The following is a 13,554-nucleotide window of genomic DNA, read 5'->3' on the forward strand; positions in this document are numbered from 1 at the left end:
GATGGATACGTGAGCGAAACTGTCTTGTCCAAGAACGATCAGCCCTCGGCGCCGGAAACGCCGAAAGCCCCGCCGGTCAAGCCTGCCAAATCCGCCAAGCGCTCGGGCGCAGGCGTTGCGACCCTGGCCCTGTTGTTGGGGGTGGCGGGTGTCGCCGCTGGCGGTTGGAGCGTATGGCAGGTGCGCCAGTTGCAAGGCAGCGAGCAAGGGCAGGGGCAGAGCCTGCAAGCGCTCAACGAGCGAGCCAACGCCCTGCAGCAACGCGAACAGCAGATCACCACGCAGTTGGCCAGCCTGCCGGCGGCCAATGTCCTGGAAGACCAGCGCCGCCTGGTGGCGCAGCTTCAGGGCGATCAGCAGCGGCTGGGGCAGCGTGTCGAAACCGTACTGGGCGAAAGCCGCAAGGAGTGGCGCCTGGCCGAAGCCGAGCATTTGCTGCGTCTTGCTACCTTGCGGCTGTCGGCCTTGCAGGACATCGCCAGCGCCCGCGCCCTGGTCGAAGGCGCGGACCAGATCCTGCGCGAGCATAGCGATCCGGGCGCCTTCGCTGCCCGTGAGCAGCTGGCGCGCAGCAAGGCTGCGCTCGACAGCATCGAACAACCCGACCGCACTGGCCTGTTCCTCGAACTGGCCGCGCAGCGCGAGCAAGTGGCACGGCTGAGCGCGCAAACCCCCGAATTCGACGCCAATGCCGATGCCATGGGCGCCCTGAAGGGCGAGGGCGACGTGGCGACCCGGCTATCGCGCTGGGGGCAGCAGGTTTCGAAGTACTTCCAGGTCGAGTTCGACGCCGACAAGAACGTCAAGCCGCTGCTCGCCGGACAGTCGCTGAACCAACTGCGCCTAGCGTTGAGCCTGACCCTGGAACAAGCCCAGTGGGCTGCGCTCAATGGCGAGGCCAGCGTGTATGACAAGGCCCTGGACGAAGCGCGCAGCGTGCTGGTGGCCAACTTCAACCCCGACAACCCGCAAAGCAAAGCCATGCTCGAAAGCCTCAACCAACTGGCCGAGCAGCCTGTCGCAGTCAAGGTGCCCGACCTGAGCGAAAGCCTGGCGGCCGTGCAGACCTACATCCAGCGTCGCAACCAGCCAAGCGAGAACGAAGGGGCCAAGCCATGAAGCGCGCTTACCTGCTGACGGTCTTCGCGATCGTCGTTGCGGCGGCGCTGGGCATCGCCATCGCCAAGCACAGCGGCTACGTAATGATCGCCTACGGCGGCTTCCGCTATCAGTCCGGCCTGTGGGCGGCGCTGGGCGCGCTCTTGGTGGTGGTGCTGGTACTCGGATTGCTGCGCTATCTGATCGGTCTGTTGCTGACCTCCACCGGCGTGATCAACCCCTGGTCGCGCCGCAACCGCAGCCGCCGCACGCGCATCGCCATCGAGCAAGGTCAGTTGGACTTGGCCGAGGGTCGCTGGGCCAGTGCCCACAAGCACCTGCGCCGTGCTGCCGAAGCCGAGCGCCAGCCCCTGCTGTTCTACCTCGGCGCTGCACGGGCCGCCAACGAACTGGGCCAGACGCAAGAGAGTGACGCTCTGCTCGAGCGTGCCCTGGAGCGTCAGCCCCACGCAGAACTGGCCATCGCCCTTGCCCATGCGCAATTGCAAATGGACCGTGCCGACAACGACGGTGCCCTCGACACGCTGCAGGCCATGCAGGAGCGACATCCCAATAATGTGCAGGTGCTGCGCCTGTTGCAGCGGCTGTACGTGGAACGTGGTGACTGGCCTGCGCTGGTGCGCCTGTTGCCCGACCTGCGCAAGCACAAGGCGCTACCCGCCAACGAGCTGGCTTTGTTGGAACAGCGCGCTTGGGGCCAGAATCTGGGCCTTGCGATCACCCGCGGCAAAGAGGGCAACACGGCACGTCAGTCACTGGAGCGCACTTGGCAGCAACTCACCGCCGCGCAGCGCCAGGAGCCGCAACTGGTATTGGCCTATGCCGAGCAGATGCGTCAGGCCGGTGCCCAGGAAGAGTCGGAGCGGGCACTGCGTGCCGCCATCAAGCGCCAATACGAAAGCCATCTGGCGCGCTCGTACGGGCTGGTCCGCGGCGAAGACCCGGTGCGCCAGTTGCAAACGGCCGAAGGCTGGCTGAAAGACCATCCGCAAGACCCTGGTCTGCTGCTGACCTTGGGCCGGTTGAGCTTGCAGAACCGCTTGTGGGGCAAAGCGCGCGATTACTTCGAAAGCAGCCTGCGCCTGGAGCGCAACCCCGAAGCCTGCGCCGAGCTGGCCCGCCTGCTGGGCGCCTTGGGTGAAACCGAGCGTAGCAACCAGTTGTTCCAGGAAGGGCTGAACCTGCTGGACGAGCGCCTGCTGGCATTGCCACTGCCGGAAACGGTTCGTGCCTGAGCGAACCTCTCGGCTCCCCAAGCCAGGGGAGCCGGGACCTGTTTATTTTTCCTAGGCGTATTGCAATGAGTTACCTCTTGTCCTAGGCCACTTCTTACATTTGTTTACCTCCTTTCTCGATAAATTAAGCGACTTGTCCGCTCTGTAGTGCCTTGAAACAGAGGACACCTTTCCTTACCGTCTCAAGCCACTGACTCATCTCCGGGAATGTCACCTCCTATGTCGCTGTTTCGGCTGCGCACTTTATTCTTGCCCGCTGTACTGGCCTCGCTGACGCTGCTGGTCGGTTCGTTGAGCCTGCTTCCCCAAGCCGGTCTCGAACGATGCGCATTGTGCTATAGCCAGCGTTTCCTACTCGCCAGTTATCTTGTGTTGGGCGTATGCGCGATGATCCATGCGCCGGATCGGCGCAGCGCACGGCGCTATGCGCTTGGCCTGTTGGGGTGCGCGGCACTGGGGGGCTGGTTGGCGGCGCGCCAGGTCTGGTTGCAGGGCAGCTATGAAACGGCGCAGGCCTGCTCGGTGCCGCTCACGACCCTGCTCGATCTGCCTGTGGGGCAACTGCTGCAACAGCTGTTGCTGGGCGTGCCGAGCTGCTCGCCGATCCGCTGGAGCTTCCTCGATCTGACCTTGCCGGAATGGAGCCTGCTGGCATTTCTCGGCTTGGCATGCCTGCCTTTGTCACACCTGCTGAGCTACCGCTTTCGCCGTTTGACCAACCAATTCACCTGAGCCGTTCGGGCCAGAGCGGTCGACCGGCGGTGCCCCTCGCCCGGATTAAACGCTTGTATGAAGTTAGTGCGCTGCGTACCTTGATGGCCGTGACGTGCGGGAATAATCTCCCACATCGCATACTGAAAAATACACGTGCTCGATGTCCTTTTACTGATGTTATTCATGTGCTGCACGGTGGCAGCACCCAGTGCGAGGGCATCCATCCACAAGGGACGAGACCGCCATGTTAGAGAGTTGTCAGAACGCCCAGGAACGCTGGGGTGGGGTTCACCAGCTGATCGACCGCTGGCTGGAAGAACGCCACGAGCTGGTCAAATCCTTCAGAGCGCTACGCGACGCCAAACCGGCTTTCGCCGATAAACAGCACAACACCGGTTTCTGCGAAATCCTCGTCGACTATGTGTCCGGTTGGCATTTCGGTATCTGCGAACAGCTGATCAACGAGGCCAAGGCATTCGGTGACGACCGCGCTTTGCGTCTGGCCGACGAGATCAACCCGCGCATCGACGAAATCACTCAGATCGCCCTGGCGTTCAACGACCATTGCGAGCAAGCCGCATGCACGGACAACGAGCGTTTCGCCAAAAAGCTGGGTGAGCTGGGCAGTTTGTTGCGTGAACGCTTCGAGCTCGAAGACTGCCTGATCGAAGTGCTGCACAACGCACACAAGGAAGAAGAAGCGTTGAAGGTGTAGCGCTAGCCCGCGACATCCAGCAATTCGATTTCGAATACCAGAGGTGTATAAGGCGCGATGAGGTCTCCCGCGCCTTCGGCGCCATAGGCCAAGGGCGAAGGCACGACCAGACGCCACTTGGCGCCCACTTGCATGGCTGGAAGCGCCACCTGCCATCCCTCGATCACCGAGCTCAGGTTGAACCACTGCGCTGCGTGGCTCTGATCGAACACACTGCCATCCGGCAACCTTCCTACATAGCGTACCTGGACCCGCCCATTGGCCTGCGGCTGCGCGCCTGTGCCGGGCGTCAGCACCTCATACAGCACGCCCTTGGCCAGTGCCTGTGTGCCGGGGCGGGCACGCTGCTCGGTCATGAAGCGTTGCTCGCTTGCCTGGGCCTGGTCGATCCGCGCCTGTTCGGCCAGCGCGGCGGCCTGTGCTTCATGCTGTTCGAGCAGCCCTTGCATGCGTGCCTGGTCGAGTTTGGGCGGCTGGCCACGGTACGTGTCGCCGAGCCCTTCGAGCAGCGCCTCGATCTGCAGGTCGGGCACTTCCTGGCGTAGCCGCTCGCCCAGGCTGGCGCCCAGGCTGTAGGCCAGGTCATGCCGATCGGTTTGCTGGGTATCGGCGGCGACTGCTGCCAGAGGCATGAATAGGCACAGAGCGAACATCGGATGACGGGACACGGCGAGCTCCTCGAATCGAGCGGCAAGTATGCCAGCGTTATTTCACATTGAGTGCAGGCCCATTGCGGTCGGGCTCTAGCAGGCCAGGCAGCAGAGGCTTAGTATGAGTCGCACTTTCGTCAGCCAGGATGTCCATCATGTCGGCAAAGAAGAAACCCGTAAGTACGCCGTTGCACCTGCTTCAACAACTGTCGGACAGTTTGTTGGAACACTTGGAAGAGGCCTGTGCGCAAGCCCTTGCCGACGCCGAGAAACTGCTGAGCAAACTGGAGAAACAACGGGTCAAGGCCCAGGACAAACTTCACGACGCGCGCGCGAAGTTGCAGGATTCGGCTAAGGCGGGCAAAGCCAAGGCACAGGGCAAGGCACAGAAAGTTGCTGGCGAATTGGAAGAACTGCTCGATTCGCTCAAACAGCGCCAATCGGAAACCCGCACCTACATCCAGCAACTCAAGCGCGACGCTCAGGAAAGCCTGAAGTTGGCCCAAGGTGTCGGCAAGGTCCGCGAAGCGGCGGCCAAGGCCCTGGAACAACGGGCAGCCGATGCCAAGGCCGGCCCTGCCGACGTTTCGAATAAAGCCGCGCCAGCACCGGGCAAACCCGCACCTGCCAAGCCCGTGCCACGCAAGCCGGCCCCTGGCAAGCCGGCAGCCGGCAGAACGACCGCCAGCACGCCGACCTCCAGCGCTGCTGCGGTGCCAGCCGCGGATCGACCGGCACCGCGTAAGCCTGCGGTGAAGCGCGTACCGCGTCCTGCGCTCGACGAAGTGAGCGAAGCCGCCGGCCCATCCGCAGGATCTGCGGGCCAAGCCTCGGCGAAGCCGACACCACGTAAGCCGGCGCCGCGCAAGCCTGCTGCCAAGCCCCTCGCAGCAGAACCCAAGCCGGCTGACAGCCAAGCCGCCACGCCTGCGGGCGAGACTCAGTCCTCCGACGCGTGAAGGGTCTGCGCCGCGACGCGCAGCACCGCTAGCGCGTCGTGGTGCTGGCTGGCTGGCGGTGCCAGCCACGCCAGCCAATCGCTCCCTCCGCCATCGCCCGTCGGCCACTGGCTGGAGCAGCACGCCAGACGCTGCAACAGCGTCCGTTCCGCATCCAACTCCAACTGTTTGACACGCTCGCGCAGGCTGGCCAGCGCCGAGTCCTCCTGCGCCATCGCTTTCCAGCTTCGCCGCAGCTCCCGTAACGGCGCCACGACCTGCTCCTGCCATGGCGTGCAGACCGCACGCAGCGCCTGCACACGATCCTCGCTCGGCGCCACGCGGCGCGCTTGCAACCAAGTGGCGCACAGCAGCAGGCAGACATCGGCGCCTTGTTCCTGCAACGCCAGACAAGCCGCTTCGACGCCATTGCGGCCATACAATGCCAGGGCGAAATTCCATAGATCGGTAGGCATGTCGGGCCTCGCACTAAAGGGCCGAGGAAGCTGGTAGACTCCGCGACCATCATGATCAGACTATCGAACCTCACTTTACAGCGTGGTCCCCAGCGCCTGCTAGACAGCGCCGAAATGACCCTGCACACCGGCCACAAAGCCGGCCTGATCGGCGCCAACGGTGCCGGCAAATCCAGCCTGTTCGCCTTGCTGCGCGGCGAGCTGTCGCCCGACGGCGGCGACTGCCAGGTGCCGGGCGACTGGCGCATCGCGCACATGCGCCAGGAGGTCGACACCCTCGACCGCGTGGCTGTGGACTACGTGCTCGACGGCGACCTGCGCCTGCGCCAGGTGCAGCGCGAGCTGGAGGCTGCCGAGCAAGCCCACGATGGCACCGCTCTGGCGCGCCTGCACAGTGAGCTCGACAGCGCCGACGGCTATACCGCCGATGCCCGTGCGCGCAAGTTGCTGGCGGGATTGGGCTTCAGCAACGAGCAGATGGACCGGCGCGTCGGCGACTTCTCCGGTGGCTGGCGGATGCGTCTGAACCTGGCGCAGGCATTGATGTGCCCGTCCGATCTGTTGCTGCTCGACGAACCGACCAACCACTTGGACCTCGACGCCATCCTCTGGCTCGAAGACTGGCTCAAGGGCTACCCCGGCACACTGCTGCTGATTTCCCACGACCGCGATTTCCTCGATGCGGTGGTCGACCACGTGTTGCACGTCGAACAGCGCAAGCTCAACCTCTACAAGGGCGGCTACAGCGCGTTCGAGCGCACCCGTGCCGAGCGCCTTGCACAGCAGCAACAGGCCTACGAGAAGCAACAGGCCCAGCGCGCGCACATGGAAAAGTACATCGCCCGCTTCAAGGCCCAGGCCACCAAGGCCCGCCAGGCGCAGAGCCGGATCAAGGCGCTGGAGCGCATGGAAGAGCTGTCCGCCGCCCATGTCGATTCGCCCTTCGACTTCGTCTTCCGCGAATCGCACAAGCTGTCCAACCCGCTGCTCGACCTCTCCGAAGGCCAACTCGGCTATGCCGACAAAGTGGTGCTGGCCAAGGTCAAGCTGCAACTGGTGCCCGGTGCGCGCATCGGTCTGCTGGGCCCGAACGGCGCAGGCAAGTCGACCCTGATCAAGAACCTGGCCGGTGAGCTGCAACCCATCGCCGGCCGGCTGGTGCGCGGCGAGAACCTGGCCGTAGGCTACTTCGCTCAGCATCAGCTCGACTCGCTCGACGACAAGGCCAGCCCCTTGCTGCACCTGCAGCGCCTGGCTCCCAGCGAGCGCGAGCAGACCCTGCGCGATTTCCTCGGCGGCTTCGATTTCCATGGCGACCGTGTCGATGAGCCGGTACTGAACTTTTCCGGCGGCGAAAAGGCGCGCCTGGCCCTGGCCCTGATCGCCTGGGAACGGCCCAACCTGCTGCTGCTCGACGAACCCACCAACCACCTCGACCTGGAAATGCGTCTGGCCCTGACCATGGCCCTGCAGGAATTCAGCGGCGCTGTGGTGGTGGTTTCCCACGACCGGCATCTGCTGAAAAGCACCACCGACGACTTCCTGTTGGTGGCCGAAGGCAAGGTCGAGCCGTTCGATGGCGATCTGGACGACTACAGCCGCTGGTTGCTCGACTACCGCCAGCGCAGCGCGCCGGCCGCGACCGGCACCGTCAATCCGGACAAGACCGACAAGAAGGCCCAGCGCCAGGCCGCCGCCGCTCTGCGCCAGCAACTGGCACCGCACAAGAAGGCCGCCGACAAGCTGGAGACCGAACTGGGCAAAGTGCACACCCAGCTCGCCGAGATCGAAACCGCGCTGGGTGACAGCGGCCTCTATGAGGCGGCGCGCAAGGACCAACTGCGCGAACTGCTGGCGCGCCAGACCACGCTCAAGCAGCGTGAGGGCGAATTGGAAGAGGCGTGGATGGAAGCCTTGGAAACCCTGGAGTCGATGCAGGCCGAACTCGAAGCCTTGTCGTGAAATCCACCCCGTTGCCGCTGCGGTCGGCGGAACGGGGCAGACGGTTACTAAAAAACTGGCGGTTTTTTCTGCGGCCGCTTAGCGTAACGTCCTGTAAAAATTTCAGACGAGGTATGCGATGTCCATTGAAACCTGGTTGGCGTTCTTCGCCGCGTCCTGGGTGATCAGCCTTTCGCCAGGTGCGGGTGCCATCGCCTCGATGTCCAGTGGCCTGCAATACGGCTTCTGGCGCGGCTATTGGAATGCGCTGGGCCTGCAACTGGGGCTTTTGATGCAGATCGCCGTGATCGCCGCTGGCGTGGGCGCCATCCTCGCGGCTTCCGCCACCGCATTCCAAGTGATCAAGTGGTTCGGCGTGGGTTACCTGGTCTACCTCGCCTACCGTCAATGGCGCGCCCTGCCCATGGACATGAGCGACGATACCGGCGTCCGCCCGCTGGGCAAGCCACTGGTGCTGGTGGCACGCGGCTTTCTGGTCAACGTCAGCAACCCCAAGGCCCTGGTGTTCATGCTGGCCGTGCTGCCGCAGTTCATCGATCCGCATGCTGCGTTGCTGCCGCAGTACCTGACCATCGCCGCCACCATGGTCTGTGTCGACCTGCTGGTCATGGCCGGTTACACCGGGCTGGCCTCGCGGGTGCTGCGTCTGTTGCGTACGCCGCGCCAGCAGAAACGCCTCAACCGCACGTTCGCCGGGCTGTTCCTGGGCGCCGCGACCTTCCTCGCCACCCTGCGCCGCGCGCCGCTCTGATCCGTCCGATCGGCTGCGCCGCCGAAGATTTCAGGAACCTGCGCCCACTGCGCTGCTGTCTACGTTGAAGTGGGTGTGGCAATCGCCCGCCTCGACGTCAACCAGCCGGCGTAATCCAATCCCCTCGGGCCGGCGCAGAGGAGGCAACATGGACGCACCAATTCATCCTTTTTCCGAAATCTTCCAGCAACTGGGTCTGGATGACGACCCGGTCGAAATCGACCGCTGGCTGACCACCCATGGCCCGTTGGACAACGACGTCAAACTGGTCGACGCACCGTTCTGGACCGATGCCCAGCGCGCGTTTCTGAAGGAAAACTACATCGCCGACTCGGACTGGATCGTGATGATCGACCAGCTCAACGTGGCGCTGCACGAGCATAAAGACTGATTTTCTACCGGCATGTCGATCCATTACCCTGAGCGACCGAGCCGTCGCTCCGACCGATGGGTGTAGGAGGATCCAGAGTCGCGGACAGGATTCTCAGACAGTCACGACCGTCTGCGCGGGGCCGGTTCGACGCTTCGATCAGCCGAAATTCGGCCCAGCCCGACTACGGTAAGCTGCCAAAAAAAGCTGTTTATCCCGAAGCGGGCCGGCCAAGCCGGCCATCGCGGCTAATCGGAGCGCCGAACCGGCCGCTCCTAAAAAAGCGTGGCCTCCCTGCATCATTTGACGATAGAAAGCAGCGCTGGCTCAGGAATGATCACCCTGTGGGAGCGGCCGGCCGGCGCACCTGTTTAGTCGCGATGGGCGGCGAAGCCGACCTGTTACAAACAACGCCACCTAATTTCGTGAAGCTGCATAGGCTGCTTGGGTAGCTGCAGCGACCCTTGCAATCGACCTCGAACGCCATTGAGCAGCCTCCAAAGCCCGAAACCTACTTTCACTCCCCGCGAATATACTGCTCCAACTGCGCAATCAGCCCCGCCTGCTCGGCAATGGTCTCCTTGACCAGGTCGCCAATGGACAACAACCCCAACAGCTCCCCGTTGCTCACCACCGGCAAGTGGCGCAAATGGCGGTTGGTCATCAGGTTCATACAGTATTCGAGGTTCTGCTTGGGCTCCACCGTCACCACGGGTGAACTCATGATTTCGCGCACCGGAGTCGCCGCCGACGAGCGACCTTTGAGCACCAGTTTGCGCGCATAGTCGCGCTCACTGACGATGCCGACCACCTGACCGTCTTCCACCACCGGCAAGGCACCGATGTTCTTCTCCGCCAGCAGCTTGAGCGCCTCGAGCACCGACTCGTCCGGCCCGATGGTGTAAGTGGTCTGGTGTTCGGATTTGGCCTTGAGGATTTGTTCGACGTTTTTCATGGGGGCCTCTGCGGAAGTGGAATCGACGAGCGCTCGCCGGTTGCGCAAGCATCGTGCACGGCGCGCCAGGGGGCAACGCAGAAAACGGCATCGACCCGATTGAAAAACGCCATGAGGTTTCGATTGTCGGATTCTGCCCCGAACGCCTCTATGCGCACCGCTCAGGTGAAGACCAGGCTGAACACGATCATCAGCAGCAACCCGCCCAACATGATCAGCCCCTGCTTGAGCACAGAGTCGCTGAGCGGCACATGCCACCATGCACGTTGCAGCCAGGCGGCAGGCGAGTCGCCGCGCGTCACCACATCGACGAAGCGGACCGCGCCGAGCAGCGTCAACGGCCCCAGCAGCCAGCCTACAGGTGGCAGTTGCAGTGACCAGACGGACACCAGTGCAGTCGGCAACAGACAGGGCAGCAGGTGACGCAGCACGAGTACGCCATTGCCCTGGCGTACCAAGTTCCTGGGCAGCAGGCGCAGGCTGAGCTCGACATCGGCCGACACACGTGCGCGCGCCACCTTCGCCCATAGGCGCAACACGTAATGGCCTACCCCCACCAGCAACGAGGCGAACGCCAGCGGTATGCCGACCGTCAACAGCAGGCTGTCGTCCCCATCCGCACGGGTCACCATCATCGCGCTCAATACGGACCACAGCAGCAAGATCGTGTACATGTGCGCCCAGCCCCAATAACCGCGCGGCGACCAGGCGCGCCAGTCGACGAAGGCTGTACGTCGCAAGCGCTCCGGTAATTGCGGGTAGATCGCCAGCACCTCTTCGAGGCCTGCGCAGGCTTGCCAGTCTTCGAGCGTGAAACGATCGGCCCACTGTCGACGTTGCGCCGGCGCAAGGTCGGCGAACAGGAACCAGGCGGCTCGCTGCGCTGCATCGGCGGGCGGCAGGGCAAGACGCTCGCGCAACGACGCTTCCCACTGGAAGCCCGCTTGGCGCTGACTCAAGATCTGCCACTGGCCGGCATCACCCGGCAGATGGCCAAGGGTTTCGTCCCAGCCGTTCAACGCACAGACCTGCTCGAAGAAGGCCGGTGGCCAACCTTCGGCGTGCAGCAGCAGGTCGGCGAGTCGTTCCTGAAAGCGCGTGCGGCGGTCAAGAGGCGCCAGCCAGGCGCTTGCCAAGGCCGTGCGCATGAGTTCGAGCGCGTGCGGATGCCGACCTTGCGCCATCGCCTCGCGCAACTGGCCGAGCAGGCGCGTTGCCAATCGATCGGCGAGCGCTTCCAGCTCGACCATGGGCAGATGGGGCGCCTGCATGGCGCTCAGCCAGTCCAACCTGGACTGCGCCCAGTCGAGCGCTGCGAAGTCCATGCGTTGTACGCAGCGGCGTAGCAGGTGGCGCTCGAACGCATTCTCCAAACCAGCTTGACGAGCCTGGGCCAAACCCAGGTCGAGATCCCCGTCGAGCAGCGTTTCGATCGATGCCGCGATGTCCAGCGCAGCCGTGGCTGTGGCTGTTGCTGGCGCTGGTGCTGCGGCAGGCAGCGGCTTGTCGACATCATCCATCGCTTCGATGGGATGGGCAGGGGCGGACAGGGGCGGCGGCACCTCCAGATCCATGGCGCCGCTCACTGGGCGCGGTCGTGCACCATTGACATCGACATCGACATCGACATCGTCCTCGGCCTCATCTTCGGTATGTCGCTCGCGCCAACGGGCCTGCTCCAACGCTCCTTCGTAGGCCTCGCGCAGCCGCTGGAACGCGGCCGGATCTTCGTCGGGGCGATGGATTTTCAGCAGCCGTGCGTAAGCGCGCTTGATGGCGCGCTCGTCGGCATCGCGGGCCAGCCCCAAGGTTTTCCAATGCATGGCCGAGCCTCACAGACGACGTTCGAGGTATTCGAGCTGCTCTACTAGCCTGACCCGCGCTTCGCGCAACGCTCGCTCGTCCTGACGCTCCAGTACGTATTGGAATTGCTTGGCCAGATCGGCGACATGCTCGCGGGTATCGCCCAGACTCTCTTGGTACAACCGCTCCAGGCGAGCCATCAACAGGCTGTTCACCTGCTGGTCGCGCGGGTGCACCTTGAGGGCCGCCAGGGCCTGGAGACGCTCGGCGACCTCTTCGGGACTGAGCACGCCGGGATTGTTCTCGATCACCAGGGTGCGCCGTTCGCCGGTCAGCGGAATGTGCACCTGCGCTTCGAGCAAGCCATTGATGTCGTAGGTGAAGCGCACCTGGACGCTGACCTCGCCACGTTTTTTCGGTGGTACCGGTACTTCCAGCTCGCCGAGAAAGATGTTGTTGCTCACCAGGCGGCTCTCGCCCTGAAAGATGCGCACCCTGACCACCGTCTGCGCCTCGTCGAGGGGGTACACCGTCTGCTCGCGGCTGACCGGCACCACGCTGTTGCGCTCGATGATCGGCAGGTACAGGCCGTCGATGCGGCGCTGACCTTCGCTGGACGTGGTCTCGATCCCCAGGGTGTAAGGGCTGACGTCGGTCAGCACCACCTCTTCGAGCGAAGCATGCCGAGCTTTGAGCGCTGCCTGGATGGCCGCGCCCTGGGCCACGACTTCGTCGGGGTTGAGCTGCATGGCCGGAAAGCGCCCGAACAGGCTGGCGACCAAGCGCCGCACCAGTGGCATACGCGACGTCCCGCCGACCAGCAGCACCTCGTCCAGATCGGCAGCCTTGATGCGCGCATCGCGCAAGGCCCGCTCGATCGGCGCGCGCAGGCGGTCGAGCAAGGGTTGGTAAAGGCGGGCGAGATCGTCCTGGGTGATCGCCAGGCTCCATTCATGTCCGCCGTCGCGTACCGTGAAGGTGGTGTGCGGTTGCTGGCCTAGTGCGTGGCGTACCCGCTGCGCCTCGCGCCGCAGGCGCTGGACCAGTGCGCCTTCGGTCGCCGTCGGCAGGGGTTGGGCGTGCGCGGCCGCGCGCACATGAGCGACCAGCAAATCGTCGAAATCCTCACCGCCGAGGAAGTTGTCACCGGCGCTGGCGCGCACCTCCATGACCCCTTCGAACAGTTCGAGCACCGAAACGTCGAAAGTGCCGCCGCCCAGGTCGAAGACCAGGAACGTGGCCTCTTCCTTATGGTGCAACCCGTAGGCGAGCGCCGCCGCTGTGGGTTCGTTGATCAGCTTCTCGACCTTCAGCCCGGCCAATTGGCCGGCGACGCGCGTGGCCTTGCGCTGCGCATCGCTGAAATAGGCGGGCACGCTGATCACCGCCTCGGTCACCGGCTCGCCCAGGTAGCGTTCGGCGTCTTCCTTGAGGCTGCGCAGCAGCAGGGCCGACAGCTCTTCGGGGCGGTAGGCGCGTTCGCCCACCAGGGTCTCGCGGGCGCTGCCCATGTGCCGCTTGAACAGCGCGGTAGTGGCCTGCGGATGCGTCTGCAAGCGCTCGCGAGCAACGTCGCCGACGATCAGTTCGCCGTTGTCGTCCAGGCCGACCACGCTGGGTGTGAGCAACTTGCCGAGGGCGTTGGGGATGAGCTGCGCGGTGTCTGCGTTCCAGACCGCCACCAGGCTGTTGGTGGTGCCCAGGTCAATGCCGATGATCATGTCCACTCCTTGTTTGTACGCGGCACATCGGTGGTGCCTCGTCGACATGGGGTATTAGAGCGATAGGCGGGTAAAGGTTCGATGAGCGGTTGATTCGAGGGGGTTATAGGCTCGGCATAATCCGCTTAATTGATGGCATTAAGTC

13 protein-coding genes are annotated in these 13,554 nt (G+C 64.0%); 8 read left to right on the forward strand and 5 right to left on the reverse strand.

Going from position 1 to position 13,554, the window contains the following annotated elements:
- Positions 1–9: 9 nt before the first annotated feature.
- The 4 genes from AA0Z93_RS08460 (at position 10) to rsd (ending at position 3,783) form a co-directional block, all read left to right on the forward strand.
- Positions 10–1,119, forward strand: a complete 1,110-nt coding sequence (locus tag AA0Z93_RS08460; protein WP_413049063.1) for a uroporphyrinogen-III C-methyltransferase — start codon at positions 10–12, stop codon at positions 1,117–1,119.
- Positions 1,116–2,354 (forward strand): heme biosynthesis HemY N-terminal domain-containing protein, encoded by a 1,239-nt coding sequence (locus AA0Z93_RS08465; protein WP_413049064.1) that lies wholly within the window; start codon positions 1,116–1,118, stop codon positions 2,352–2,354. The genes AA0Z93_RS08460 and AA0Z93_RS08465 overlap by 4 nt, the downstream gene beginning before the upstream one ends.
- A 219-nt stretch (positions 2,355–2,573) precedes the next feature.
- Positions 2,574–3,086, forward strand: coding sequence for a disulfide bond formation protein B (locus tag AA0Z93_RS08470; RefSeq protein ID WP_413049065.1), 513 nt, complete (start codon positions 2,574–2,576; stop codon positions 3,084–3,086).
- A gap of 226 nt (positions 3,087–3,312) precedes the next feature.
- A complete protein-coding gene (gene rsd, locus AA0Z93_RS08475; protein WP_413049066.1) occupies positions 3,313–3,783 on the forward strand; it encodes a sigma D regulator in 471 nt (156 codons plus the stop codon).
- A gap of 2 nt (positions 3,784–3,785) precedes the next feature.
- Here rsd and AA0Z93_RS08480 read toward each other — a convergent pair whose 3' ends face one another.
- Positions 3,786–4,451, reverse strand: a complete 666-nt coding sequence (locus tag AA0Z93_RS08480) for an FKBP-type peptidyl-prolyl cis-trans isomerase (RefSeq protein ID WP_413049067.1) — start codon at positions 4,449–4,451, stop codon at positions 3,786–3,788.
- A gap of 137 nt (positions 4,452–4,588) precedes the next feature.
- Here AA0Z93_RS08480 and AA0Z93_RS08485 point away from each other — a divergent pair, with 137 nt between their 5' ends.
- Positions 4,589–5,392: an AlgP family protein gene (locus AA0Z93_RS08485; protein WP_413049068.1), complete on the forward strand. Its 804-nt coding sequence runs from the start codon at positions 4,589–4,591 to the stop codon at positions 5,390–5,392.
- On the opposite strand, the gene AA0Z93_RS08490 is transcribed toward AA0Z93_RS08485, so the two are convergent.
- The gene (locus AA0Z93_RS08490; RefSeq protein WP_413049069.1) at positions 5,374–5,847 is read right to left on the reverse strand and encodes a TIGR02444 family protein; all 474 of its coding nucleotides are present in this window, start codon (positions 5,845–5,847) and stop codon (positions 5,374–5,376) included. The genes AA0Z93_RS08485 and AA0Z93_RS08490 overlap by 19 nt on opposite strands.
- A 51-nt stretch (positions 5,848–5,898) precedes the next feature.
- Between AA0Z93_RS08490 and AA0Z93_RS08495 the strand changes: the two genes are divergently transcribed.
- From AA0Z93_RS08495 to AA0Z93_RS08505, 3 genes are all read left to right on the forward strand, one after another.
- The gene (locus AA0Z93_RS08495) at positions 5,899–7,809 is read left to right on the forward strand and encodes an ATP-binding cassette domain-containing protein (RefSeq protein WP_413049070.1); all 1,911 of its coding nucleotides are present in this window, start codon (positions 5,899–5,901) and stop codon (positions 7,807–7,809) included.
- A gap of 118 nt (positions 7,810–7,927) precedes the next feature.
- Positions 7,928–8,560 (forward strand): LysE family transporter, encoded by a 633-nt coding sequence (locus AA0Z93_RS08500; RefSeq protein WP_413049071.1) that lies wholly within the window; start codon positions 7,928–7,930, stop codon positions 8,558–8,560.
- Between the two features lie 148 nt (positions 8,561–8,708).
- Positions 8,709–8,951, forward strand: coding sequence for a DUF2789 domain-containing protein (locus AA0Z93_RS08505; RefSeq protein WP_413049072.1), 243 nt, complete (start codon positions 8,709–8,711; stop codon positions 8,949–8,951).
- A 496-nt stretch (positions 8,952–9,447) separates the two neighbouring features.
- Here AA0Z93_RS08505 and AA0Z93_RS08510 read toward each other — a convergent pair whose 3' ends face one another.
- The 3 genes from AA0Z93_RS08510 to AA0Z93_RS08520 all read right to left on the reverse strand — a co-directional run bounded on the left by AA0Z93_RS08510 (position 9,448) and on the right by AA0Z93_RS08520 (position 13,409).
- Entirely contained in the window at positions 9,448–9,885 is a 438-nt protein-coding gene (locus AA0Z93_RS08510; protein ID WP_413049073.1) for a CBS domain-containing protein, read from the reverse strand.
- A gap of 161 nt (positions 9,886–10,046) precedes the next feature.
- Positions 10,047–11,708 carry a J domain-containing protein gene (locus tag AA0Z93_RS08515; RefSeq protein WP_413049074.1) on the reverse strand — a complete coding sequence of 554 codons (1,662 nt, stop codon included), beginning with the start codon at positions 11,706–11,708 and terminating at the stop codon, positions 10,047–10,049.
- Positions 11,709–11,717: 9 nt separating this feature from the next.
- A complete protein-coding gene (locus tag AA0Z93_RS08520) occupies positions 11,718–13,409 on the reverse strand; it encodes an Hsp70 family protein (RefSeq protein WP_413049075.1) in 1,692 nt (563 codons plus the stop codon).
- Positions 13,410–13,554: the final 145 nt, after the last annotated feature.

Origin of the sequence: Pseudomonas phoenicis (assembly GCF_047302395.1) — a bacterium.
GTDB lineage: Bacteria > Pseudomonadota > Gammaproteobacteria > Pseudomonadales > Pseudomonadaceae > Aquipseudomonas.